Here is a 24,428-nt window from a genome sequence, read left to right as displayed (position 1 = left end):
AGATTCGCATGGTCGACATATTATGTCAACCGTGTTTTATTAATTTTTATACAATTCACTTTCTATTTGCCAAGCAGCCCGGTAATAATCATATAAACGACCAGAACCTAACCTATTGACTTCAATATTGTTAACTTGTTCAAAATAGTTATTAGGAAATGCAAAACTGGCTAATAAATATTTTTTACTAATCCACCGAGATGGCACTGGCATATCCGTTATATTGCTAATACGTGCACTTGGTGATTGCCCCATTTTAGTAGCAATAGTCCACCCCCACTGGCCAAACGAAGGGATGTTTTGCTGATATTGCTCTACATAATCAAAACCTGCGGCTTTAACGGTTTTAGCAATACTTAAAAATGCCTTTTTTGCATGATAAGGCGAGGTTGACTGTACCGCCATAGCACCATCAGGTGCCAATAATTGACGCACATGGTTATAAAAATAGTCGCTATACATCTTATTCAGATCGGGATGATTAGGGTCTGGCAGGTCAATTAGGATAGTATCGAACTGCTTAGCCTGATCCAGTAGCCTCTCAACTTCTAAAAATGCATCACCCACAATAATATTTGCTCGGGGGTCATGCATCGATTCATTATTGAGTGCCACTAATCGCTGTTTAATATCATCAGGCGGTGTGTATTTGTTATCTTTATGACCAAATAAATTGAGTAGCTGTCCATCTAAATCAATTAAAGTCACTTCCTCAACCGGCCACTTTAATACATCACGCATGGCCAATCCGTCACCGCCACCAATAATCAAAACACGGTCATGACGATTAGATGCGAGCATTGCAGGATAAACCAGCATTGAGTGATATATTTGCTCATCTACACTAGAGAACTGCAAACGACCATTTAAGTATAGATCGGTGATTGGCTGTGGCTGATTTTTACTTAAGCGTTCGGTTAACACCACATGCTGGTATTTCGTTGCTTGGGAATAAATAACTTTATCTTTGTATAGTACGTTACTTAGATTATCCATCCAGCTACTACCAAACTGCAAAATAAAAGCGAATAACACCAGCAGTAATATATGGCAAACCAATAGCAACTTAGCAAAGCGTACATAGCTATGGTAACGCCATAAAAAGGCAAGGCCGGCAATAATGTTAAATAGCGCTGTCCAAGCAGCGGCTTGCATTATTGGCATCGCGAGCATAATACTCACCCAAATTGCCGCGCCAATACCGGCGCCAATATAGTCAGCCCCATATATAGTGCCGGCGTTATTTTCTAAAAAACGTCCATAAACATGCTGGCGAATACGCGCAATAAGCGGTATTTCCATACCAATAAATAGCCCTAATATTAAGCCAAATACATAAGGTAAAAAGCGAGACCACTCTTGCAGCTTTTGAAACACATAACCATTAAGAATAACGTCAGGTGGAATATTAAAAATACTTGAGAATAAATGAGGGAGTGAATAACTAACAGCAATGATACTGGCAATGGCTAATATACAGCCCATACCTATGAGCGCAATAATGCTTTCTAGCCAGGCAAATGCGGTAAAGGCATCTTTAAACCAACGCGCTAAAAATGCACCCATCCCCATAGCTACAATCATAGTGCCTATCATGGCGTAAATTGCACTCTCAACTGAGCCTAGTACTCGGCCAGCGTAATGAGAAAGTAAGTATTCATAAATAAGGCCGCACCCTGCGAGTACGGCCATAACAGTGATCAGTAAAATATCATGCCCAAGTAAATTAAATTTACTTGGGGAAGCTTGAGTTGATGACACGTGATTATGCACCCAGTAGTGTGGCCATAGTGATCCCGACAGCAAATGACACTGCTGCAGAAATAGCGGCAACACCCACATTCTTTTGACGATTCACTTCATCTGAAATATTACACCCAGCAAGAATGATTTTAATCGTCAGTAAGTGCAGTAAAATGAAAGCAACCAAACTAACAACGGCACTTAGCGCCCAGTAAAGTAAACTCGCGTTAATATTATCGGCAGCATAGGGAGCAATACCTGTTGCAGCAGTAATGGCTAATGCACTACCAATTAAAAAGCCGGCATAGCGAACACCTACTGCTAAATTACCATCAACAATGGCTTGTTGTAGGCAATCACCGCTTTTATTGGTGCGTTTAAATAATTGCACTCGGTATTGGCTTACTAAAAGCAGTACCACACTACCAATCACAAAAGCGGCAATCACAATAGGAATGCCATGCCAGCCTTCGGTAGCAACCCACAATAGTGCAGAGCGAATAACCACCGCAACACTAACTACATGGCCAAAATCAATAATTGACGCAGTAACGTTACCTTTGACTATTTCGTTATGTAAGCTTACTTTACGCAATGCCACTTTATCTTGAAAAAAGTGACCCAGCTTTATAAGCAAAATTGCTAATGCACCATAGCCAAGCATTAACAGAGCTTCTTTTTGTAACGTAGCAGCAAAAGCACCACTACTTACACCCGTTAATACAATCGCAAGGGCAACTAAGCCAGCGGCAAAGCTTATTCCGAATGCAAAGTTATCTCGCTCGGTAATTTCATCATTAGCATGTAAATTAGACACCCAACCTTTAATATACTTTAGGCTCACAAACAGTAAGATGATAATTGCAAAGTCTACTGACAGTGCTTGCAAAGACCACATAGTTATTCCATTAAATTCATACATATTATTCTAACTCCAACGTTATTCTTTACTTACCACGACTTACGCCGCGCGAGGTTCTGCTACTGCTATTACGAACCGATCCTGAATTATTGCTATAACTACTCGCTCTTGAGTAACTGCTGCGACTTTTAGGCGGCGTATAACTGCTGCGACTCAAACCTGATGCACCTGTTTTTTTACTCGCATAAGGACTAGTAAACTGCTTGCCTTGGCGTTGGTAAGATTGTCGTGTACGTGTTTCTAACGCACTTTGGGTTTTTATTTGTTTAGGGCTTGAGTAACGAGTACGACCATAGTCATTGTAGTAACTATACTTGCGGCGTTTACTCCAACTTCCGTATTCAACTCGGTCAAATACATCACCCAAAATACGGTACATGCCGTACCATTGCCAAAAACTAATACCGCTACTATTCGTTTGCCAATTACCATAGTTAGGATTACCTACCATTTGGTTACCAACCCCTTGGCCTTCAGCTTTTTGGCTTATAGCGCCAACTCGTGCCAAAGAGCCATTCGACATATCCGCAAGCATATTAATAGGATCGGTTAAGGCATCAGAAAATAACGTTGGCTTGGCCGCCTCACGCAATAAATCAATATTGTATAAAGTGTCTTCGTAAGGAGGAATTAAGTAATTACCCTTAATATCATCAAGACGTTGGGTTAAGCCACTATAAAGGGCTCCTTGGCGTGTGGCATCAAGGCTAACGACATCAACAACCTTACTGAGTTCAGGCTGCTGTTGTTTAAGGATACGACTGTATTCTTTAAGAATAATCGCATTACGTATACTACCATTATCAAGTGCTTTACCAAGCTGAGTAAGCTCGACATCGGCCTTTTTAATGGACTCTTGAATTGTTTGTTGTAGCTGTTCTTCTTTAGATTGACAACCAATCAGTGCTGTAAACAAACAAAACAGGCTGAGAAGTTTCCAAGCTTTTATATTCGACATTCATGTCACCTGATTTACTAAATTATCCTAGATAGTTTTACACAGGACAGTTATTAAACCAACAATGAAATTGCAACAAGATGATAATTTAGGGACTAGTTTAAAGATGCAAGGAGAATAACTAAGATCAGTAAAGACGGAGTGCTGATGGTAATACTTCAAAACTGAGGGCTGTATACTGACTATATTTGGAGTGGGTGCGCTACTTCGTTGTGATGACGCAGTAGAATGCCTTAGGGTCGGCTCTGATCAATTCTCTTCCTTTAACCTAATACCTTCTTTTACTTTATTCCAAACGTAAAAAAGCCCGACTCATCCTCTGTCGTGTTCTTCGTGTTCTTTTATCCGTGGGTTTCGTGATACTCAACCCATGCTACGGTTGTCTGATTAACGCAGTGCAACTGATAGCTGACGGCTGATAGCTAATATTTTCACTTTCCTGCAGACGTAAAAAAGCCCGACTCTTTCGAATCGGGCTTTCTACTATTTGGAGCCTGGTAATGACCTACTTTCACATAACAAATGCTACACTATCATCGGCGCTGTTTCGTTTCACTACTGAGTTCGGCATGGGGTCAGGTGGGTCCAAAACGCTATTGTCACCAAGCAAATTTGGTGTCAGTCCGTATCGCTACGCACTAACTAAAATTTGGAATTTCTGATAATAAAAGTTTTCAGTAATCTACTTTAGTCTATTAACTTCTTCGCTTGTTTCACTATCACATAAAACGCGTTTGGCGTTGTATGGTTAAGCCTCACGGGTAATTAGTACAAGTTAGCTTAATGGCTCACACCACTTCCACATCTTGCCTATCAACGTTGTAGTCTTCAACGGCCCTTCAGAGACTTTAAAAGTCTAGTGAGAACTCATCTCGAGGCCTGCTTCGCGCTTAGATGCTTTCAGCGCTTATCAGTTCCGAACGTAGCTACCGGGCAATGCCATTGGCATGACAACCCGAACACCAGCGGTTCGTTCACTCCGGTCCTCTCGTACTAGGAGCAACCCCTCTCAATTCTCAAACGCCCACGGCAGATAGGGACCGAACTGTCTCACGACGTTCTAAACCCAGCTCGCGTACCACTTTAAATGGCGAACAGCCATACCCTTGGGACCGACTTCAGCCCCAGGATGTGATGAGCCGACATCGAGGTGCCAAACACCGCCGTCGATATGAACTCTTGGGCGGTATCAGCCTGTTATCCCCGGAGTACCTTTTATCCGTTGAGCGATGGCCCTTCCATTCAGAACCACCGGATCACTATGACCTACTTTCGTACCTGCTCGACGTGTCTGTCTCGCAGTTAAGCTGGCTTCTACCATTACACTAACCGTACGATGTCCGACCGTACTTAGCCAACCTTCGTGCTCCTCCGTTACTCTTTGGGAGGAGACCGCCCCAGTCAAACTACCCACCAGGCACTGTCCGTAACCCCGATTCAGGGGCCAACGTTAGAACATCAAAACTACAAGGGTGGTATTTCAAGGACGACTCCACAAAAACTAGCGTCTCTGCTTCAAAGTCTCCCACCTATCCTACACATGTAGGTTCAATGTTCAGTGCCAAGCTGTAGTAAAGGTTCACGGGGTCTTTCCGTCTAGCCGCGGGTACACAGCATCTTCACTGCGATTTCAATTTCACTGAGTCTCGGGTGGAGACAGCGTGGCCATGGTTACACCATTCGTGCAGGTCGGAACTTACCCGACAAGGAATTTCGCTACCTTAGGACCGTTATAGTTACGGCCGCCGTTTACCGGGGCTTCGATCAAGAGCTTCTCCGAAGATAACCCCATCAATTAACCTTCCGGCACCGGGCAGGTGTCACACCGTATACGTCATCTTGCGATTTTGCACAGTGCTGTGTTTTTAATAAACAGTCCCAGCCACCTGGTCACTGCGGCTCCAATCAGCTTAGAGAGCAAGTCTCATCACCAATCGGAGCGTACCTTCTCCCGAAGTTACGGTACGATTTTGCCTAGTTCCTTCACCCGAGTTCTCTCAAGCGCCTTAGTATTCTCTACCTGACCACCTGTGTCGGTTTGGGGTACGATTCGGTATAATCTGAAGCTTAGAGGCTTTTCCTGGAAGTATGGCATCAGCAACTTCATCACCGTAGTGACTCGTCTCGTGTCTCAGCCTAACAGCAACCCGGATTTACCTAAGTCACTAGCCTACACACTTTCACATGGACTACCATCGCCATGCTTGCTTAGCCTGCTCCGTCCCCCCATCGCAATTATACCAAGTACGGAAATATTAATCCGTTTCCCATCGACTACGCCTTTCGGCCTCGCCTTAGGGGTCGACTTACCCTACCCTGATTAACATGGGATAGGAACCCTTGGTCTTCCGGCGTGCGGGTTTTTCACCCGCATTATCGTTACTCATGTCAGCATTCGCACTTCTGATACGTCCAGCATACCTCCCGGTACACCTTCAACCGCTTACAGAACGCTCCCCTACCACTCAGAATAAATTCTGAATCCGCAGCTTCGGTGCATAGTTTAGCCCCGTTACATCTTCCGCGCAGACCGACTCGACCAGTGAGCTATTACGCTTTCTTTAAAGGATGGCTGCTTCTAAGCCAACCTCCTGGCTGTCTGGGCCTTTCCACATCGTTTCCCACTTAACTATGACTTTGGGACCTTAGCTGGCGGTCTGGGTTGTTTCCCTCTTCACGACGGACGTTAGCACCCGCCGTGTGTCTCCCGGATATTACTTTACGGTATTCGGAGTTTGCAAAGGGTTGGTAAGTCGGGATGACCCCCTAGCCTTAACAGTGCTCTACCCCCGTAAGTATTCGTCCGAGGCTCTACCTAAATAGATTTCGGGGAGAACCAGCTATCTCCCGGTTTGATTAGCCTTTCACTCCTAACCACAGGTCATCCCCTAACTTTTCAACGTTAGTGGGTTCGGTCCTCCAATTGATGTTACTCAATCTTCAACCTGCCCATGGCTAGATCACCGGGTTTCGGGTCTATACCTTGCAACTATTCGCCCAGTTAAGACTCGGTTTCCCTACGGCTACCCTAATCGGTTAACCTCGCTACAAAATATAAGTCGCTGACCCATTATACAAAAGGTACGCAGTCACCCTCGAGGGGCTCCTACTGCTTGTACGTACACGGTTTCAGGTTCTATTTCACTCCCCTCACAGGGGTTCTTTTCGCCTTTCCCTCACGGTACTGGTTCACTATCGGTCAGTTGGGAGTATTTAGCCTTAGATGATGGTCCACCTATATTCAGTCAAAGTTTCACGTGCTCCGACCTACTCGATTTCACTTAAAATGCGTTTTCATGTACGGGACTATCACCCTGTATCGTGGCACTTTCCAGAGCCTTCCATTAACACATAATAAGCTTAAGGGCTGTTCCGATTTCGCTCGCCGCTACTATCGGAATCTCGGTTGATTTCTTTTCCTACGGGTACTTAGATGTTTCAGTTCTCCGCGTTCGCCTCGTTAACCTATGTATTCAGTTAACGATACCTGCAAGCAGGTGGGTTTCCCCATTCGGAAATCCTAGTCTCAAGTGCTTTTTACTAGCTTGACTAGGCTTATCGCAAGTTAATACGTCCTTCATCGCCTCCAACTGCCAAGGCATCCACCGTGTACGCTTAGTCACTTAACCATACAACCCAAACGGGTCTTTGTTTTGTGACAGTTTAACTTCGCCAGAAGTTAATATTGAATACTAAAGTAGATACCAATCAACAAACGTAAAACGTTTATTAAATGGCACTGAATGATACTGCTATCATTCTTTTTTACTTTTGAAAACTCTGTACAAATACAATGTATTCATACGAATTTTATTATCAGCTTTTCCAAATTTTTAAAGAGCAGAGAATCAAAAACTTCTCAAAATTAAACACACTCTATTCTCAGGTGATTGTGCTACCCGATAAAAGAATATTTATTTTTAAGAAGTAAAGTGGTGGAGCTAAGCAGGATCGAACTGCTGACCTCCTGCGTGCAAGGCAGGCGCTCTCCCAGCTGAGCTATAGCCCCACATATGCTGGTCTTACTGTTTGTATACCGACTTCTTTTTAAGACAAGGCGTAAGTTTAGGCCGTTTAGTTCACTAAACAACGAAGCTTACAACGAAGTATTAAGAAGAAGTGGTGGGTCTGAGTAGATTTGAACTACCGACCTCACCCTTATCAGGGGTGCGCTCTAACCAGCTGAGCTACAGACCCAAACAATAAGTGTTGTTCTCTTTACAATTAACAATCATCTGTGTGGACACTACGAACAAATAAGTTCTAAATCGTATAAGGAGGTGATCCAGCCCCAGGTTCCCCTAGGGCTACCTTGTTACGACTTCACCCCAGTCATGAATCACTCCGTGGTAAACGTCCTCCCGAGGGTTAGACTATCTACTTCTGGAGCAACCCACTCCCATGGTGTGACGGGCGGTGTGTACAAGGCCCGGGAACGTATTCACCGCGTCATTCTGATACGCGATTACTAGCGATTCCGACTTCATGGAGTCGAGTTGCAGACTCCAATCCGGACTACGACGCACTTTAAGTGATTCGCTTACTCTCGCGAGTTCGCAGCACTCTGTATGCGCCATTGTAGCACGTGTGTAGCCCTACACGTAAGGGCCATGATGACTTGACGTCGTCCCCACCTTCCTCCGGTTTATCACCGGCAGTCTCCTTAGAGTTCTCAGCATTACCTGCTAGCAACTAAGGATAGGGGTTGCGCTCGTTGCGGGACTTAACCCAACATCTCACAACACGAGCTGACGACAGCCATGCAGCACCTGTATCAGAGTTCCCGAAGGCACCAAACCATCTCTGGTAAGTTCTCTGTATGTCAAGTGTAGGTAAGGTTCTTCGCGTTGCATCGAATTAAACCACATGCTCCACCGCTTGTGCGGGCCCCCGTCAATTCATTTGAGTTTTAACCTTGCGGCCGTACTCCCCAGGCGGTCTACTTAATGCGTTAGCTTTGAAAAACAGAACCGAGGTTCCGAGCTTCTAGTAGACATCGTTTACGGCGTGGACTACCAGGGTATCTAATCCTGTTTGCTCCCCACGCTTTCGTACATGAGCGTCAGTGTTGACCCAGGTGGCTGCCTTCGCCATCGGTATTCCTTCAGATCTCTACGCATTTCACCGCTACACCTGAAATTCTACCACCCTCTATCACACTCTAGTTTGCCAGTTCGAAATGCAGTTCCCAGGTTGAGCCCGGGGCTTTCACATCTCGCTTAACAAACCGCCTGCGTACGCTTTACGCCCAGTAATTCCGATTAACGCTCGCACCCTCCGTATTACCGCGGCTGCTGGCACGGAGTTAGCCGGTGCTTCTTCTGTCAGTAACGTCACAGCTAGCAGGTATTAACTACTAACCTTTCCTCCTGACTGAAAGTGCTTTACAACCCGAAGGCCTTCTTCACACACGCGGCATGGCTGCATCAGGCTTGCGCCCATTGTGCAATATTCCCCACTGCTGCCTCCCGTAGGAGTCTGGGCCGTGTCTCAGTCCCAGTGTGGCTGATCATCCTCTCAAACCAGCTAGGGATCGTCGCCTTGGTGAGCCATTACCTCACCAACTAGCTAATCCCACTTGGGCCAATCTAAAGGCGAGAGCCGAAGCCCCCTTTGGTCCGTAGACATTATGCGGTATTAGCAGTCGTTTCCAACTGTTGTCCCCCACCTCAAGGCATGTTCCCAAGCATTACTCACCCGTCCGCCGCTCGTCAGCAAAGTAGCAAGCTACTTTCTGTTACCGCTCGACTTGCATGTGTTAGGCCTGCCGCCAGCGTTCAATCTGAGCCATGATCAAACTCTTCAATTAAAAAGTTTTATGTCTTTCGACAGCTCAATGAATTCTGAATTTATTTAATATCTTTCGATATTGAATTGACTGTGCTGCAATTCCTACCTAAGTAGTTATTGCTGTTGGTCACTCAGTTTCAATTGAGACTCTAAATTTGTTTGCCTCACTACCTAAGTAGCTTGGCTGTTAGAACTCAATCTGTACGAGTGCCCACACAGATGATTGCTTTATATTGTTAAAGAACGTTGCGACGTTGTCGCTAGGGATGCGTATAATACATCCTTTATTTTTCGAGTCAACACTTAATTTCAAACTTTCTTACGATGATTTAAACTCAAGTTTTATTTAACTCTCTGAGTAGTTCGTGCCTCGCTATGCGTTGGCGTTCCCCGTCTCAGTGGGGTCGCATTATAGGGAGAACAGATTTTTACGCAAGTACTTTTTTAAAGAAAAACTAAAAAAACACACTGTTCGGTTAGTATCTGAGCGAAAGCACGTGAAACTGGTAGTTTTATAATCAATATAGGCTTTGCTGGCACTAAAATAAGCGCTACTGTTACACTAATACTCTTAATATGTTTAATTTAAAGGTGCATATATGGCAATACGTTCTTATAAAGGAATCACTCCTGCGTTTAATGAATCTGTTTATGTAGACGAGTCGTCTGTATTAGTCGGTGATATCACTATAGGTGATGATAGCAGTGTATGGCCGTTAGTTGCTGCCCGTGGTGATGTTAACCATATTCGTATTGGTCAGCGTACTAATATACAAGATGGTAGCGTTTTACACTTATCAAGAGCAACAAAGAATAATCCAGACGGCTACCCACTTATTATTGGTGATGATGTAACCGTTGGTCATAAGGTAATGCTACATGGCTGCATATTAGGTAATCGTATACTCGTGGGTATGGGCGCTATTATTATGGATAATGTGATTGTAGAAGATGAGGTTATTATTGGTGGCGGTGCTTTAGTACCCCCTAATAAGCGTTTAGAGTCTGGTTTTTTATATGTAGGTAGCCCAGCAAAACAAGCTCGCCCATTAACAGAGCAAGAGCTGAGCTTTTTAAAAGTGTCTGCTGATAATTACGTGCAGCTTAAAGATGAATACTTAGCTGAAGACGCTAGTTAATTTAACTAACTAAACTCACTTCTATTTGACCTGCCGAGTTATAGCATTCATCTTCGATAAGCTGCTCGGCACGTTCTTCATAATCAAAACGGTATTGCTCAAAATAACGCGTTGCATGACTCTCATCGGCTAAATTTAAACTACTGACAGCAATCACACACTCAACTAGCATGCCATTTACTTGTGCAAAAAAAACTAATTGATGAGTTGGCTCTCTAAATTCGAGTCGATCTATAAACTGTATTGCTTGATTCATTTAAGCACTCCCTGCTTTAGTGCAGTAATAACAGGAACAATCTCAGGCATTTTATTTCGCCATACATAATAAGCTTGGGCGGCTTGCCCTACTAGCATACCACTGCCATCTAATAGCTTAGCTGCTTTATTGTGTTCGCTGACCCAATTCATGAATAGCGTATTTTGCGTGGCGTAAAACATATCATAAGCCATTTCACATGTGCTTAAGTGCTTTTCGCTTAACGCAGGTAATTCGTTATTCATGCTGCTCGAGGTTGAGTTAATAACTAAATGATAATCAGTAAAAGGAAGGTCGTCAAAACCATATCCCGAAACATTGCCATGCCCAGTAAAGAGCTTTGCCAATGTTTGGGCTTTGTGTACTGTGCGATTAACAATAACTATCTCTGCGGGATTTTGCTCTAGTAAAGGTAAGATCACTCCTCGAGCAGCGCCACCCGCACCAATGATCAACAGGCGTTTACCTGTTATCGTTATTTTATTGGTCAGTAAGTCGTTAACAAAACCAGTGCCATCAGTGTTATCACCGAGTAAACTGCCATCATCGCGCTTTTTAAGGGTGTTCACTGCGCCTGCCAGTTTAGCAACTGGGGTGAGTTCATCGGCTAAAGCAAAAGCCTGCTCTTTAAAAGGAACAGTGACATTGGCGCCTTTTCCCCCTTGCTCAAAAAAAGCAGCGACTGTTTTTTCAAATCCATCGATAGGTGCTAATATTGCGCGATAGTCGATTTGCTCTCCCAATGATTTTGCAAACTGCTGATGAATAATGGGAGATTTTGAATGTTTGATTGGATTTCCAAAAACCGCATATTTGTCCATTTTAAACAACCTCTTCGCAGTTTTAGTACTGCCTATTAACGATGATAAATTTATGATTAAAAGACTCTTTTCAAGATCAAAGCCGTCTACAACTACGCAAGCACCTACGCCAGATAAAACCCCGTATGAAATCATTGGTGGAGAAGCCCCCACGCGTGCAATTGCCAATAGATTCTACGATATAATGGCCAGTGATGAATACGCTAAACCGTTATATGATATGCATCCTCAACCATTAGACAGAATTCGCCAAGTATTTTTTGAGTTTTTATCCGGTTGGCTTGGTGGGCCTGACCTATTTGTAGAAAAACACGGCCACCCGATGCTGCGTAAACGTCATATGCCGTTCCCTATTGATCAAGACTTACGTGATCAGTGGATGTATTGCATGAATAAGACCTTAGATATAGAAATAGATAACCCTGTGTTACGCGAAGGCTTACGTCAGTCACTGGCTCAGCTTGCCAGCCATATGATTAACCAGCATTAACCTACCTCGTTCTTTAATTGGGGATTATTTGCGCTAAGTCAAAACCCGCTTTTCTAAAATATAGATAATACCCTATCAAATAATTAGAAAAGCGTGGCACGTGTGAAATCAATCCAACATAAAATTTATGCTTTATTAGCTCTAACTGGCGTTATTGTATTGATAGCCAGTATTTTTAGTAGTGCTAGCCAACAACGCACGCTCGCCCAGGATACGGTGGCAGAAAACATTAAGCTGCTTGCCGATAATTATTTTGATTCAATAAACACCATGATGCTAACCGGTACTATGGCTAATCGAGAATTATTGAGCCAAAAGTTACGCAAACATCCTAATATAGAAGATGCTCATATTATTCGCTCCGATATAGTTAATAATCTGTATGGTTCCGGAAATAAAAACCAAACAGCAAGTAATAACAACGAACGCGAAGCACTAAAGGGTAAAGAAAGCTTATTTATAGAGCAAAACACCGATAGCCGCAGTATGACCTACCTACGTCCTATGTATGCTAGCTCTGATTATAAAGGTACTAACTGTTTAGGCTGCCACCAAGCGCAAGAAGGCGATGTACTAGGCGTGGTAAAAATTAGTTATTCCTTAGCTGATATTGATAATGAGGTAACTTACAACACCTTAGTAACCACCAGCCTACTTTCTACTATTTTTATTATTGCCTTTGTGCTGCTAGGTATAGTGTTTAGAAAAATATTTATAGTGCGCCTTAAAAAGCTCGGCCATGCAATGCACTTAGCTACTACCAATAAAGATTTAACCTTACGCATTGAAGATAACGCCGAAGATGAACTCGGCTGGCTTGCCACCAGCTTTAACCAAATGATTGCTACGTTTAAAGATAACATTGCACAGGTATCTCACTCTTCAAAAGTGCTTATTCATTCAGCAGAGAAAATTTATACCTCGGCCGATACCACCGAACGCGCTATTTTAGAACAAAAGAAAAGTACCGACTCGGTAGCCGCAGCAATTAATGAACTAGAAAGCTCATCCAATGAAGTAAGAAACACCACCCATTTTGCTCAAGAAAAATCTGAGAACAGTAATGAACTAGCACAACAAAGCATGCAGGTTGCAGAGCAAACCGAACTCAGTATTAATCAATTAGCAGAAGATGTACGCCAAGCGGCAGATCAAGTAAGACAGCTGCAAGAGCAAACGCTTGAAGTGGGAAAAGTACTTGAGGTGATCAGCAGTATCGCCGAGCAAACAAATTTATTAGCGCTTAATGCTGCCATTGAAGCTGCCCGTGCAGGTGAAGCTGGCCGAGGCTTTGCCGTTGTTGCTGATGAAGTACGTACTTTAGCAACTCGAACTCATGCATCTACTGATGAAATACGTCGCACCATTGATAAGCTGCAGTCAGAAGCCGCGCAAACCGTTAAAACCATGGGGGAGTCCTGTGCAGAGGCAGACGAAAGAGCGCAACAAGTACAGCAAGTTGCACAAGCTTTAAAAGATATTTCAGGGCAAATGAATGAAATAAATGAGCTCAATATACAAATAGCCGATGCAACAGAGCAACAAAACCAAGCTGCTGAAGAAATAAATATAAGTGTTGTTGGTATTAGCGATAACGCCGAGCAATCATTAGTGGATGCCGATGAAAATCAAAAAGTCAGTGAAGAGTTACTCAACTTAGCTCGCTCGTTAGATGAGCAGGTACGCAGTTTTAAACTTAAGCGATAATTTTAAAAGCCAGTCAATAAGCCGTTTATTGACTGGCATATCATTCTTAGCCCAGTGCTAACCAATCTCGAGGCTTTAAGAAATCTTTATATAGTAATGCCTCTGCGCTGTCTTCGGCTGGGGTATAGTTATACTCCCAACGGGCTAAAGGTGGCATCGACATTAAAATAGATTCCGTACGGCCACCGCTTTGTAAACCAAACAATGTGCCACGGTCCCAGACTAAATTAAACTCAACATAACGACCACGGCGGTATAATTGGAAGTCACGTTGTTGTTCGGTGTACTGATCGTTTTTACGACGTTCAATAATAGGAACGTAAGCATCTAAAAAGCCATTACCCACCGATTGCATAAATGCAAAGCTTTGCTCAAAACCTAACTCATTTAAATCGTCAAAAAATAAGCCGCCTACGCCGCGGGTTTCATCACGATGTTTTAAATAAAAGTATTCGTCACACCATTTTTTATATTTTGGATAAACATCATCGCCAAATGGCTGACACACATCGTGCGCAACTTGGTGCCAATGCACTACATCTTCAAGTACAGGGTAAAACGGGGTTAAATCAAAACCACCACCAAACCACCAAATCGGTTCTTCACCTTCTTTTTCGGCAATAAAAAAACGTACATTGGCATGGCTTGTTGGTATATGTGGGTTTTTAGGGTGAATCACTAACGATACACCACACGCATGAAAACTACGTCCTGCAAGCTCAGGTCTATGTGCAGTGGCAGAGCCCGGCATAGAGGCACCAAATACATGAGAGTAATTAACTCCCCCTTGCTCAATCACATTACCATTGGTAATAACGCGAGTACGACCACCGCCGCCCTCTTCTCGCTGCCAGCTGTCTTCAACAAATTGTGCTTTCCCATCTGCTGCTTCTAAGCCTTGGCAAATGGTATCTTGCAAAGCCATAAAGTAGGCTTTTACTTGTTTTAATAATTCGCTTTGCATAGTTAACCTCTGAATATATTGCCTGTTGTGGCATCTTTAATGGTGCTTGGTTGTGTATTACCACCTAATGGTTCATCAACATAAAAACTAACCTGATCTGCAAACTGCTGCTGCGCCTCAATAATACTTGTTACCGTTGCTTGACCAGTTAAATTTGCACTTGTTGATACCAATGGTTTACCAAACTCTTGGCATAAACGTTTAACTGTAGGATGGTTAGTTACTCTCACTGCAATAGTATCAAATTGCCCTGTTAACCACTTCGGCGTGGTTTTAGCTGCAGGCATAACCCAGGTAATAGCACCAGGCCAACTTGAAAAAATATCAGCGCGTTTGTCCATGGGCAACTTAGCGTCATCCACGTACTTTAATAATTGCCCGTAATTGTCAGCAATTAAAATAAGCCCTTTTTCAACTGGGCGTTGTTTAATATCAAGTAAACGCTCCACCGCTTGTTGATTATCAGGATCGCAACCTAAGCCATAAACAGCTTCAGTTGGGTATAAAATAACATCGCCTTGTTCTAAGCTTGTTATTGCAGCAGATAAAGAAGAAAGGTCAGACAAAATTGTCTCCAGAGATATTTATGTTATTCAGTGGCAGCAAACTTATGCATACAGCTTTTTTGTGGGCATTGTAACACAACACCACTCGCGGCTTTTTTTTCAGTAACAACTGGCCAGTCACATACAGGACACGCTTGAGCTACAGGTTTATGATTAAGCGTATATTTACAGCTTGGGTAACAGTCGCAGGAATAGAATACTTTACCAAACTTATTACTGCGTGAAACTAAATGCCCTTTTTTACATTTAGGGCAACTAATCACAGGCTCTTCACTTGGCGTATCGTCATGCTCACTGGCAATATAATGACATTCAGGGTAACCGGTACAGCCAATAAACATACCGTAGCGGCCATTTTTCACCACCAGCGGCTTGCTACACTCTGGACACTCGCTGTCCTCAAGTACTTTTATTTCATTGCTATCATGATGTGCAAGCGGGCGAATAAAATCGCACTTAGGGTAACTAGCGCAGCCTAAAAAAGGCCCAGATTTACTATTACGAATGACGAGTTCTGAACCACATTGCGGGCATATATCATATTCTTTTTCTAAGGCGTGTTTATTGGCCGAGAAAAGTGAATGATCGATTTTACTCATGTAAATCCTAGTGGTTGGTGAATTTTCGCCTAATATACCCAAAACCCTTAAAGATACAAGCTATGGCAGTCGGTTTGTTAACGCTGAAAATAATAAAACACCCAATAATGGTTAATGTAACACTTCGCTAGGCTCATCAAAAATAAGATCTTCCATTTGCTCATACGCCTGCTGAGAATCAGGGGCATTGAATAACACCATCAAAATTAACCATTTTAAATCTTCTAAAGTAATGGCTGAATTATCAAGCGCCGCCAAACGATCCATCACCATTTCACGAGTGGTGCTATTAATAACGCCGGTTTGTTCAACAAACATTAAAAAGCCACGGCATTCAGTATCAAGAACTCGACACTCGCTATCGGTAAAGATTCGCACTGCATGCTGCTCAGTGGCTAATAAATAAGGCGACTCATTACTATATTGTAATGCGGCAAGTTGATCTAACCAGTCAATAGCTTTGTTTATTTCCGGCTTGTTAAACCCAGCGCGCAGTAGCTCATCAGTAAGCTTACTTTGCTCAACAAAAACATCGCTTTCGCTGTGAACATAGTTTTCAAATAAATACATAAGAATATCAAACATATTATCCTCCAGCGCTTGATTTAATATAGCCGTCTAATACTCGCTCAATTTGATCGTCTAACTCTAAATCAAGCAATCGCGCTTGTACTTTATCAATTGGCCACTGCACTCGACGCATAATATCGTCCACACTAGTCACCTCAAACCCAATACTATTAAGTACCTCACAATCTGAGGTTACAGCATCAGTTAACTCTTTATAGTTTAGACCAGAAGGGTATGAAAAGTTCATCTCATCAAGGATATCTGCGACGTTCTCAACCAGCTTAGCACCTTGCTTAATTAAAAAGTGGCTGGCTTGTGCCAGCGGGTTTTTAATTGAACCGGGTACCGCAAAAACCTCTTTATTCTGTTCAAGTGCATAACGTACGGTGATCAGTGAGCCGCTTTTTATTTCGGCTTCAACAATTAAAACGCCTAAGGAGAGCCCTGAAATAATACGATTGCGCCGTGGGAAGTTGTGCGCATTGGCAGCCGTACCAGGCAAAAACTCACTAACCAATAAGCCTGTTGCTAATACTTGCTCTGTGAGTAACTTATGGCGTTTAGGATAGTAAATATCAACGCCTGTCCCTAGCACTGCAATGGTTTTGCCATTTCCTGACAGTGCCCCTTTATGGGCAGCACCGTCAATACCTCGCGCCATACCTGAGGTTACTGTTATGCCAGCAAGGGTTAACTGGTGTGCAAACTCAGCAGCAATTTCAAGCCCTGTAGTCGTTGCGTTTCGACTGCCAACAATGGCTATTTGCGGCGAAGCCAGCAAGCTGATATCCCCTTTACAAAAAAGTAATAGTGGCGCACTGGCTATTTGTTTTAGCTGTTCTGGGTAGGTGGTATCAAAAATACTAATAACAACAATGTTTTGTTGGCTGATCAACTGCTCATAATGTGCAACTTGCTGCCAGTTAGTGTTAAGTAAGTTGCTAGCTTGGTGAGCCGTTAAACCAATGTTTACTAGCTCAGCGTGTGATAAAGAAAACAGCGATGCTAAACTGTATTGTTGAGACAGGGCTAAGAGCGTTTTAATCCCTAGCCCTTTGCATAAGTAAAAGGCAAGCCAATGATTTAGCTTGCCACACGATTGTTCCATGTTCCCTCCTAGAACACCGACTCGCTACTTAATGAATAACTGCTAAATCTCCAATGCGAATTGGGTGCTGATTTTTAGTGATCAGCGCATAACTAACTTTGTCATACACTTTAAAAATAATCATTTCACCAACTTTTTCAGCTGGCATTTTCCACGTTATGCTGTCTTCATCAGTTTCTGAGCCGAATAATTCGCTAGTAGCCGATACCAATTTTTCTAAACGACTTGAATCTTCGGTATAGCGCGGACCTCGAGCACCATCAATTACTTTAGGTGATTGGCGTTCAATATCAAGTACATGGCCCACTTCAACTTGTTGCTCAGAGCCTAAGTTTAGCACCACCACATCCATCGTGCTAAATTCTCTCACTTCACGAGGAGATGCAATTACATGGCCCTGCAGCGGCTGGGTAGGACGATGCATATTAAAATACACTGGCAGCATCTGCCCTTCCATGGCGGGTAATAAAAAGTCACCTTGTTTAATTTCACGTTTTACTGATTCAACCCTGACTGAGGCAGGTTCGCCATTGGCGGCATCACCAGCTCTAAAGGCCCGGGCCATACCTACATAAGATGCTCTACTCGCTAGTTCTTCACCTGTTTTAGGATCGGTGTAAGGCGCTCCTTCATGGTAAATAGCATAAGCCTGATGGCGCTTTAAATTACCTTTAACATATAGAATATGATCAATAGTTTGAGTTTTAGTATTTTCGTTTGCACCTAAAATATAGGGTTTTTCTTTTACCAAATCGCTGTTTATCGCTTGTTCAAATGACAAATACGGTTTAATCAGCGCAAGCGGTAATGTAGTGATAGCGTCTTTCCCTTTAGGAGTAATACGCCCTATAGGTGATAGCTTTCTATACGCTTTATTAATTACTAAACGCGGATTACCGTCTGTATCGTAAATTAATGCTAACGCATCGCCCGGGTAAATAAGATGAGGATTGCCTATTTGCGGATTCATTTGCCATAACTCAGGCCACAGCCACGGCTCGTTTAAATATATCGCTGAGATATCCCAAAGCGTGTCACCTTTTTTTACAACGTACTGTTTAGGCGCGTCTTTTTTTATAGTTAGTACATCTGCTAGCACAGGAAAAGTAGCACTTAATGCAAGTATTATTGCAATGAATGGAGATTTCATTGAGCTTCCTCATAGTGTTTTTTCATTATTATTAATCAAAACCTGTTAAAGGGGAACGTGAATGGCTAAAATAAGAACATACGATACCCTAAATTTAAGCATAAGTGTAAAAGGTAACTATGGCTAGGTTAGAAGTTTTAAGATTTCCAGATGAACGTTTACGTACAATCGCAAAAGAAGTAACTGTTGTTGACGACCAAGTACGTGAAATCGTCAAAGATATGCTAGAAACTATGTACGACGAAAATGGTATTGGACTTGCTGCTACGCAAGTTGATATTCACCAACGTATTGTGGTGATCGATGTATCAGAAGAACGCGATGAACCACTGGTACTTATCAATCCACAAATTATCAAAAAAGATGGCTCTACCGTGAGTGAAGAAGGCTGTTTGTCAGTTCCTCATTCGTATGCAAAAGTTGACCGTGCAGAGACTGTTACCGTGGCTGCACTCAACGAAGAAGGTAAAGAGTTTGTTCTTGATGCCGACGAATTATTAGCGATTTGTATTCAGCATGAGCTTGATCACCTTCAAGGTAAATTATTTATTGATTATTTATCTCCATTAAAGCGCCAACGCATCCGTAAAAAGCTTGAAAAAGAAGCGAAGTTTGCAGCGCAATAATAAGCACCTTAGTAAATAATTAGGAAACTCAGTGACACAACCATTACGCATTATATTTGCCGGTACGCCGGACTTTGCTGCACGCCACCTGCAAGCACTCATCAATAGTGAACACCAAATTGTGGGCGTTTACAGTCAACCAGATCGTCCAGCGGGTCGCGGAAAAAAACTAAAAGCCAGTGAAGTAAAAGCGCTTGCACTAGAACATGAGCTACCTGTTTTTCAGCCGCAATCTCTCAAAACAGATGAGGCACTTGAAGAATTAAACAGCCTCAATGCCGATATCATGATTGTGGTTGCCTACGGTTTAATTTTACCTAAAGCCATTTTAGATGCCCCGCGTTTAGGGTGTTTAAATGTGCATGGCTCTATTTTACCGCGCTGGCGTGGTGCCGCGCCTATTCAACGTGCTATTTGGGCAGGCGATCAGCAAACCGGTGTAACGATAATGCAAATGGATGAAGGGCTAGATACCGGCGATATGCTGCATATTAGCCGCTGCCCTATTGATAATACTGAAACCAGTGCCAGCTTATACACTAAGCTTGCTGAACTCGGGCCTGATGCATTAATCGATACCATAAATCGTTTAGCCAACGGGGAAATAACGCCTGAACCACAAAACGATACCGATGCCAATTACGCTAAAAAACTCTCAAAAGACGAAGCCAACATTGATTGGTCTATGGATGCCGAGCAAATCGAGCGCAACATTCGTGCCTTTAACCCATGGCCAGTATGCTTTACCCAAATGAGTGGTAATACGGTAAAAATATACCAAGCAAATGTGGTTGAACAATCAGGCGCATCTGGCACTGTCTTAGCAAGTGATAAAAACGGTATCGTTGTGGCTTGTGGTAAACACGCTTTATCTATTGGCGAATTACAACCACAAGGCAAAAAGCCAATGGCAATTAATGATTTTTTAAACGGTCGTAGCGATTGGGTCACACCCGGCACCGTATTAGGCGAAAATAATGAGTAATGTAAGCAATGTCAGAGCGCTAGCCGCTGAAACTTTATATAACGTGGTTGATAAAGGCGCATCGCTTAATCAAGAACTCCCTTTCGCTAGCCAAGGCTTATCACCTAAAGATAAAGCCTTACTGCAGCAAATTTGCTATGGAGTATTACGTTACTTACCTAGCCTAGAAAATTATTGCCAGCATCTAGTCGAGCAACCGCTTAAAGGCAAACGTCGTATTTTCCAGTTTTTATTGTATGTAGGCATTTACCAACTACAACACATGCGTGTACCGCCGCATGCAGCAATTAGCGAAACGGTTAATGCGTTACAACAATTGCGCGCTCTTGGCTTAAAAGGGCTTATTAACGCCATTTTACGAAGCTTTCAACGTCAGCAAGTTGAGCTTGAAGAAAAAGCCAAACAAATTCCGGTATGTTTATACAACCACCCAAATTGGTTTATAAAGCAAGTAAAAGAAGCCTATCCAGATCACTGGGAAGACATTCTAGAAGCAAACCAACAGCAAGCGCCAATGTGGCTGCGAGTGAATCAATCGCAGTTTAGCACCCAAGAATATAGCGAAATGCTAACCGCTAACGATATTGAACACACTCTAAACCCTGATTTTATTGATGGCATTAAACTAAGCAAACCACGCGATGTGTTTTCACTTCCTGAGTTTGATACCGGTGCTTGTTCAGTACAAGATGCGGCAGCGCAGCTTGCAGCTCGCTACCTAGACCCACAAAATGGTGATGCAATACTTGATGCCTGTGCAGCGCCTGGTGGTAAAACCTGCCATATTTTAGAGCTTGCCGATGCAGATGTGCTCGCGCTTGATAGCGATGCCACACGATTAGAACGTGTTAAACAAAACTTAGAACGAATTGGTTTGGGCGCCGACTTACAATGTGGTGATGCATCGCAACCTCACACTTGGTGGGATGAAGATCAGTTTGATCGTATTTTGTTAGATGTACCCTGCTCTGCAACGGGCGTAATTCGTCGTCATCCAGATATAAAATGGCTACGTCGCGCATCCGACATTAACGACTTATCGACCCTACAAGGCGATATACTCGATAGCATTTGGCCATTGTTAAAACCAGGCGGCACATTAGTGTATGCAACTTGCTCGGTACTTCCTCAAGAAAACCAACAACAAGTTGCTAAGTTTTTAGCTAATAACGACGATGTGGAGCATATTCCTCTGCACAGCGAAGACACAAAAACCACACCAGGCTTACAGCTGTTACCAGGTGAAAGTGACGGTTTTTACTACGCTAAATTAGTTAAAAAAGCCTAGTATTGCAACGCAACACATTTAACTACCTCGCTTTGAGGTAGTTATTATTTTGATGTAATTAGTATTAATAATACGGGTACATAATGAAAATAATCATACTCGGTGCTGGACAAGTTGGCGGCACACTCGCAGAAAACTTAGTGGGTGAACAAAACGAAATAACCGTAGTTGATATCGACGGTAACCGCTTGCGTGAACTGCAAGATAAATACGATTTACAAGGTGTTGCAGGCCACGGCGCCCACCCTGACGTGTTGAGTCGCGCAGGAGCTGAAGATGCCGATATGATTATCGCCGTAACCAGCTCAGATGAAGTAAACATGGTGGCATGCCAAGTTGCTTACAGTATTTTTAATACGCCAACCAAAATTGCCCGCATTCGCTCTGAGCAATATTTAAAATACCGCGAAAAACTCTTTCATAATGATGATTTACCTGTCGATCATTACATAGCCCCAGAAGCACTCGTAACTAAATATATTCGCCGTTTGATAGATTACCCTGGTGCATTGCAGGTATTACAATTTGCCGACGGCATGCTCTCTTTAGTAGCTGTAAAAGCCTACTATGGCGGTTTATTGGTAGGCTATGCCCTATCTACACTTAAGCAACATATTCCTAATGTAGAAACCCGGGTAGCCGCTATTTACCGTCAAGGCAAGGCAATAAAACCGCAGGGTACTACTGTAATAGAAGCCGACGATGAAGTATTTTTTATTGCCGCCACCAAACATATTCGTGCGGTAATGAACGAGCTACAAAAACTGGAACGCTCGTACAAAAAAATTATGATAGCCGGTGGCGGTAACATTGGTGCTGGCCTTGCACGCTCACTAGAAAGAAACCACAGCGTTAAATTATTAGAACGCAGTAAAGAGCGCGCAGAGCAACTCTCTGAAATGCTCGACAACACCGTGGTATTTTGTGGTGATGCGTCCGATCAAGAGTTGCTCTCTGAAGAACACATTGAACAAGTTGATGTATTTATTGCCGTTACTAACGATGATGAAGTGAATATTATGTCGGCCATGCTCGCAAAACGCATGGGGGCACAAAAAACCATGGTGCTTATTCAACGAGGTGCTTACGTTGATTTAGTACAGGGCGGTGAAATTGATATTGCCATTTCACCACAACAAGCGACTATTTCTGCGTTACTTACGCACGTGCGCCGAGGCGACATTGTAAATGTGTATTCACTGCGTAAAGGGGCTGCAGAAGCCATAGAGGCAGTTGCCCATGGTGATGAAAACACATCTAAAGTAGTGGGTCGCGCGATTGCAGATATTAAATTGCCAGCAGGTACCACAATAGGTGCAATTGTACGTAATGACGATGTACTAATTGCCCACGACGACACGATAATTCTATCAGGCGATCATGTAATTATGTTCTTAATTGATAAGAAACACATTAACGTGGTTGAAAAGTTATTCCAAGTTAGCGCTATTTTTCTATAATTAAACTGCTTGAGTTAAGTAATCAACAAACACAAAAAAGCCGCTGACTATTAAGCGGCTTTAGTGGAGTATGATGGGGTAATACTTATTGTACTCTTGCAAACTCTTCTTTAGAAAGTTCACCATTTCCGTCAGTATCTAAGTCATCAAAAATGTTCATGAGTTGTTTATTAGCAGCCGCTTCCTGCTGACTAATTACACCGTCGCCATTGCTATCAAAAGAGGCAAAGTCTACTGCTGCGTATGCCGCTGATGATGATAATACTAAAATCGCAAGTGTTGTATTTAATGCTTTCATAATAAGTCTCCTTAAAGAGGGAAATCCTTTTCTGAGATCCCTGTGCAATGAAAAAAGTTAAAAATTAAAAGTTTGCAAACTCAGCTTTAGAAAGCTCACCATTACCGTCAGTATCAAGCTCAGTAAATGCGGCCGTTAAATCAGCATTTACAGCAGCTTCGCTTTGACTAATAACCCCATTACCGTCGACATCAATTGTGTCAAAGTCGCTAGCGGCAAAGGCCGCTGATGAAGAAGCTAGCGCGATCAGTGCGAATGTTTTGTGTAATGTTTTCATAATTTAATCCTTCAAAATGTAATGCTTTGTGCTATTGGAAATGTCAGGCTATAACCGTCCTTGCCATTCTTTTTCATAGGCTCCCTTGCCTACTTAGGTTGTCTTTGGCAACTCAGAATATACCCAGCTTTAGCTTATGCTTTAGAAAATTCTGCTTTTGATAGCTCACCGTTTTGGTCTGTATCAAGCTCTGAGAACATACTCATTAGCTTTGCATCAACTGATGCTTCACTTTGGCTAATAGCACCGTTACCGTCAGTATCAAGTGTATCAAAATCGCTGGCAGCAAAAGCTGCTGATGAAGAAGCAAGTGCGATAAGTGCGAATGTTTTGTGTAATGTTTTCATAATGAGTATTCCTTAAAATCGTTTAAATAATGTGGGAGATTTAGCTCCCAAAGTTTAATAACTTAGGGTTATGCTTTAGAGAACTCTTCTTTTGATAGCTCATCGTTTTGGTCAGTATCAAGCTCTGAAAATAGGCTCATTAGTTTTGCATCAACTGATGCTTCGCTTTGACTGATCGCGCCGTTGCCGTCAACGTCTAGCGTATCAAAATCGCTTGCTGCAAAAGCAGCTGATGAAGAAGCCAATGCGATAAGTGCTAAAGTTTTATTAATGCTTTTCATAATCAATCTTCCTTCAAAGTTTATGTTTTATGCGATTAAGTGTTTTACTTCAAATCACGTTTCGTTCAATACAACCTGACTAT

22 protein-coding genes, 2 tRNA genes and 3 rRNA genes are annotated in these 24,428 nt (G+C 42.8%); 7 read left to right on the top strand and 20 right to left on the bottom strand.

The window, feature by feature from the left end:
* Positions 1-39 precede the first annotated feature (39 nt).
* The 8 genes from FLM54_RS00210 to FLM54_RS00175 form a co-directional block, all read right to left on the bottom strand.
* Positions 40-1,761, bottom strand: coding sequence for a polyamine aminopropyltransferase (locus FLM54_RS00210; RefSeq protein ID WP_178954468.1), 1,722 nt, complete (start codon positions 1,759-1,761; stop codon positions 40-42).
* A gap of 4 nt (positions 1,762-1,765) precedes the next feature.
* Complete coding sequence (locus tag FLM54_RS00205; RefSeq protein WP_041709155.1) at positions 1,766-2,665, bottom strand: DUF350 domain-containing protein; 900 nt, start codon at positions 2,663-2,665, stop codon at positions 1,766-1,768.
* A gap of 25 nt (positions 2,666-2,690) precedes the next feature.
* Positions 2,691-3,623 carry a hypothetical protein gene (locus tag FLM54_RS00200; RefSeq protein ID WP_008113289.1) on the bottom strand — a complete coding sequence of 311 codons (933 nt, stop codon included), beginning with the start codon at positions 3,621-3,623 and terminating at the stop codon, positions 2,691-2,693.
* A 492-nt stretch (positions 3,624-4,115) separates the two neighbouring features.
* Positions 4,116-4,230, bottom strand: a 5S ribosomal RNA gene (gene rrf / locus FLM54_RS00195).
* 137 nt (positions 4,231-4,367) lie between these two features.
* Positions 4,368-7,252: ribosomal RNA gene (locus FLM54_RS00190) — 23S ribosomal RNA — on the bottom strand.
* Positions 7,253-7,556: 304 nt separating this feature from the next.
* Positions 7,557-7,632, bottom strand: a tRNA-Ala gene (locus FLM54_RS00185).
* Between the two features lie 111 nt (positions 7,633-7,743).
* Positions 7,744-7,820, bottom strand: a tRNA-Ile gene (locus FLM54_RS00180).
* Between the two features lie 76 nt (positions 7,821-7,896).
* Positions 7,897-9,432 (bottom strand): 16S ribosomal RNA (locus tag FLM54_RS00175).
* Together the 16S, 23S and 5S rRNA genes with 2 tRNA genes alongside form the textbook arrangement of a ribosomal RNA operon.
* A gap of 580 nt (positions 9,433-10,012) precedes the next feature.
* Between FLM54_RS00175 and FLM54_RS00170 the strand changes: the two genes are divergently transcribed.
* Positions 10,013-10,552 carry a gamma carbonic anhydrase family protein gene (locus FLM54_RS00170; protein ID WP_138609086.1) on the top strand — a complete coding sequence of 180 codons (540 nt, stop codon included), beginning with the start codon at positions 10,013-10,015 and terminating at the stop codon, positions 10,550-10,552.
* Position 10,553: 1 nt separating this feature from the next.
* Here the strand turns inward: FLM54_RS00170 and FLM54_RS00165 are convergent, their stop codons facing one another.
* Both FLM54_RS00165 and aroE read right to left on the bottom strand, forming a co-directional pair.
* Positions 10,554-10,808: a DUF1488 domain-containing protein gene (locus FLM54_RS00165; protein ID WP_008467093.1), complete on the bottom strand. Its 255-nt coding sequence runs from the start codon at positions 10,806-10,808 to the stop codon at positions 10,554-10,556.
* Positions 10,805-11,629, bottom strand: a complete 825-nt coding sequence (gene aroE / locus FLM54_RS00160) for a shikimate dehydrogenase (RefSeq protein WP_010392772.1) — start codon at positions 11,627-11,629, stop codon at positions 10,805-10,807. Before aroE ends, FLM54_RS00165 begins: the two co-directional genes overlap by 4 nt.
* Before the next feature lie 52 nt (positions 11,630-11,681).
* Between aroE and FLM54_RS00155 the strand changes: the two genes are divergently transcribed.
* Positions 11,682-12,119 (top strand): group II truncated hemoglobin, encoded by a 438-nt coding sequence (locus FLM54_RS00155; RefSeq protein ID WP_010392770.1) that lies wholly within the window; start codon positions 11,682-11,684, stop codon positions 12,117-12,119.
* Positions 12,120-12,221: 102 nt separating this feature from the next.
* Entirely contained in the window at positions 12,222-13,826 is a 1,605-nt protein-coding gene (locus FLM54_RS00150) for a methyl-accepting chemotaxis protein (RefSeq protein WP_178954466.1), read from the top strand.
* 46 nt (positions 13,827-13,872) lie between these two features.
* Here the strand turns inward: FLM54_RS00150 and hemF are convergent, their stop codons facing one another.
* From hemF to FLM54_RS00120, 6 genes are all read right to left on the bottom strand, one after another.
* Complete coding sequence (hemF, locus tag FLM54_RS00145; protein ID WP_178954464.1) at positions 13,873-14,790, bottom strand: oxygen-dependent coproporphyrinogen oxidase; 918 nt, start codon at positions 14,788-14,790, stop codon at positions 13,873-13,875.
* Positions 14,791-14,792: 2 nt separating this feature from the next.
* Positions 14,793-15,356 carry an L-threonylcarbamoyladenylate synthase gene (locus FLM54_RS00140; protein ID WP_178954462.1) on the bottom strand — a complete coding sequence of 188 codons (564 nt, stop codon included), beginning with the start codon at positions 15,354-15,356 and terminating at the stop codon, positions 14,793-14,795.
* A gap of 23 nt (positions 15,357-15,379) precedes the next feature.
* Positions 15,380-15,955 carry a type I DNA topoisomerase gene (locus FLM54_RS00135; protein ID WP_178954461.1) on the bottom strand — a complete coding sequence of 192 codons (576 nt, stop codon included), beginning with the start codon at positions 15,953-15,955 and terminating at the stop codon, positions 15,380-15,382.
* Positions 15,956-16,066: 111 nt separating this feature from the next.
* The gene (locus FLM54_RS00130; RefSeq protein WP_010392756.1) at positions 16,067-16,540 is read right to left on the bottom strand and encodes a DUF494 family protein; all 474 of its coding nucleotides are present in this window, start codon (positions 16,538-16,540) and stop codon (positions 16,067-16,069) included.
* 1 nt (position 16,541) lies between these two features.
* Positions 16,542-17,633, bottom strand: coding sequence for a DNA-processing protein DprA (dprA, locus tag FLM54_RS00125; protein WP_178954459.1), 1,092 nt, complete (start codon positions 17,631-17,633; stop codon positions 16,542-16,544).
* A 28-nt stretch (positions 17,634-17,661) separates the two neighbouring features.
* The gene (locus tag FLM54_RS00120; RefSeq protein WP_138609094.1) at positions 17,662-18,783 is read right to left on the bottom strand and encodes a LysM peptidoglycan-binding domain-containing protein; all 1,122 of its coding nucleotides are present in this window, start codon (positions 18,781-18,783) and stop codon (positions 17,662-17,664) included.
* A 119-nt stretch (positions 18,784-18,902) separates the two neighbouring features.
* On the opposite strand from FLM54_RS00120, the gene def reads away from it, so the two are divergent.
* The 4 genes from def (at position 18,903) to trkA (ending at position 23,142) form a co-directional block, all read left to right on the top strand.
* Entirely contained in the window at positions 18,903-19,409 is a 507-nt protein-coding gene (gene def, locus FLM54_RS00115) for a peptide deformylase (RefSeq protein WP_138609096.1), read from the top strand.
* A gap of 31 nt (positions 19,410-19,440) precedes the next feature.
* Positions 19,441-20,394, top strand: coding sequence for a methionyl-tRNA formyltransferase (fmt, locus tag FLM54_RS00110; protein ID WP_178954457.1), 954 nt, complete (start codon positions 19,441-19,443; stop codon positions 20,392-20,394).
* On the top strand, positions 20,387-21,682 hold the full coding sequence (gene rsmB / locus FLM54_RS00105; protein ID WP_075169469.1) for a 16S rRNA (cytosine(967)-C(5))-methyltransferase RsmB: 1,296 nt from the start codon (positions 20,387-20,389) through the stop codon (positions 21,680-21,682). Before fmt ends, rsmB begins: the two co-directional genes overlap by 8 nt.
* Positions 21,683-21,765: 83 nt before the next feature.
* On the top strand, positions 21,766-23,142 hold the full coding sequence (gene trkA, locus FLM54_RS00100; RefSeq protein ID WP_054202928.1) for a Trk system potassium transporter TrkA: 1,377 nt from the start codon (positions 21,766-21,768) through the stop codon (positions 23,140-23,142).
* An 85-nt stretch (positions 23,143-23,227) separates the two neighbouring features.
* Here the strand turns inward: trkA and FLM54_RS00095 are convergent, their stop codons facing one another.
* The 4 genes from FLM54_RS00095 to FLM54_RS00080 all read right to left on the bottom strand — a co-directional run bounded on the left by FLM54_RS00095 (position 23,228) and on the right by FLM54_RS00080 (position 24,345).
* Positions 23,228-23,440 carry an EF-hand domain-containing protein gene (locus FLM54_RS00095; RefSeq protein ID WP_178954455.1) on the bottom strand — a complete coding sequence of 71 codons (213 nt, stop codon included), beginning with the start codon at positions 23,438-23,440 and terminating at the stop codon, positions 23,228-23,230.
* A gap of 64 nt (positions 23,441-23,504) precedes the next feature.
* A complete protein-coding gene (locus FLM54_RS00090; protein WP_178954453.1) occupies positions 23,505-23,717 on the bottom strand; it encodes an EF-hand domain-containing protein in 213 nt (70 codons plus the stop codon).
* A gap of 134 nt (positions 23,718-23,851) precedes the next feature.
* Positions 23,852-24,064, bottom strand: coding sequence for an EF-hand domain-containing protein (locus tag FLM54_RS00085; RefSeq protein ID WP_008112939.1), 213 nt, complete (start codon positions 24,062-24,064; stop codon positions 23,852-23,854).
* Positions 24,065-24,132: 68 nt separating this feature from the next.
* The gene (locus FLM54_RS00080) at positions 24,133-24,345 is read right to left on the bottom strand and encodes a calmodulin (RefSeq protein WP_178954451.1); all 213 of its coding nucleotides are present in this window, start codon (positions 24,343-24,345) and stop codon (positions 24,133-24,135) included.
* Positions 24,346-24,428 lie beyond the last annotated feature (83 nt).

This window comes from Pseudoalteromonas sp. Scap25, assembly GCF_013394125.1.
Lineage (GTDB): Bacteria > Pseudomonadota > Gammaproteobacteria > Enterobacterales > Alteromonadaceae > Pseudoalteromonas.
This window is presented reverse-complemented; position numbering and strand designations above follow the sequence as displayed.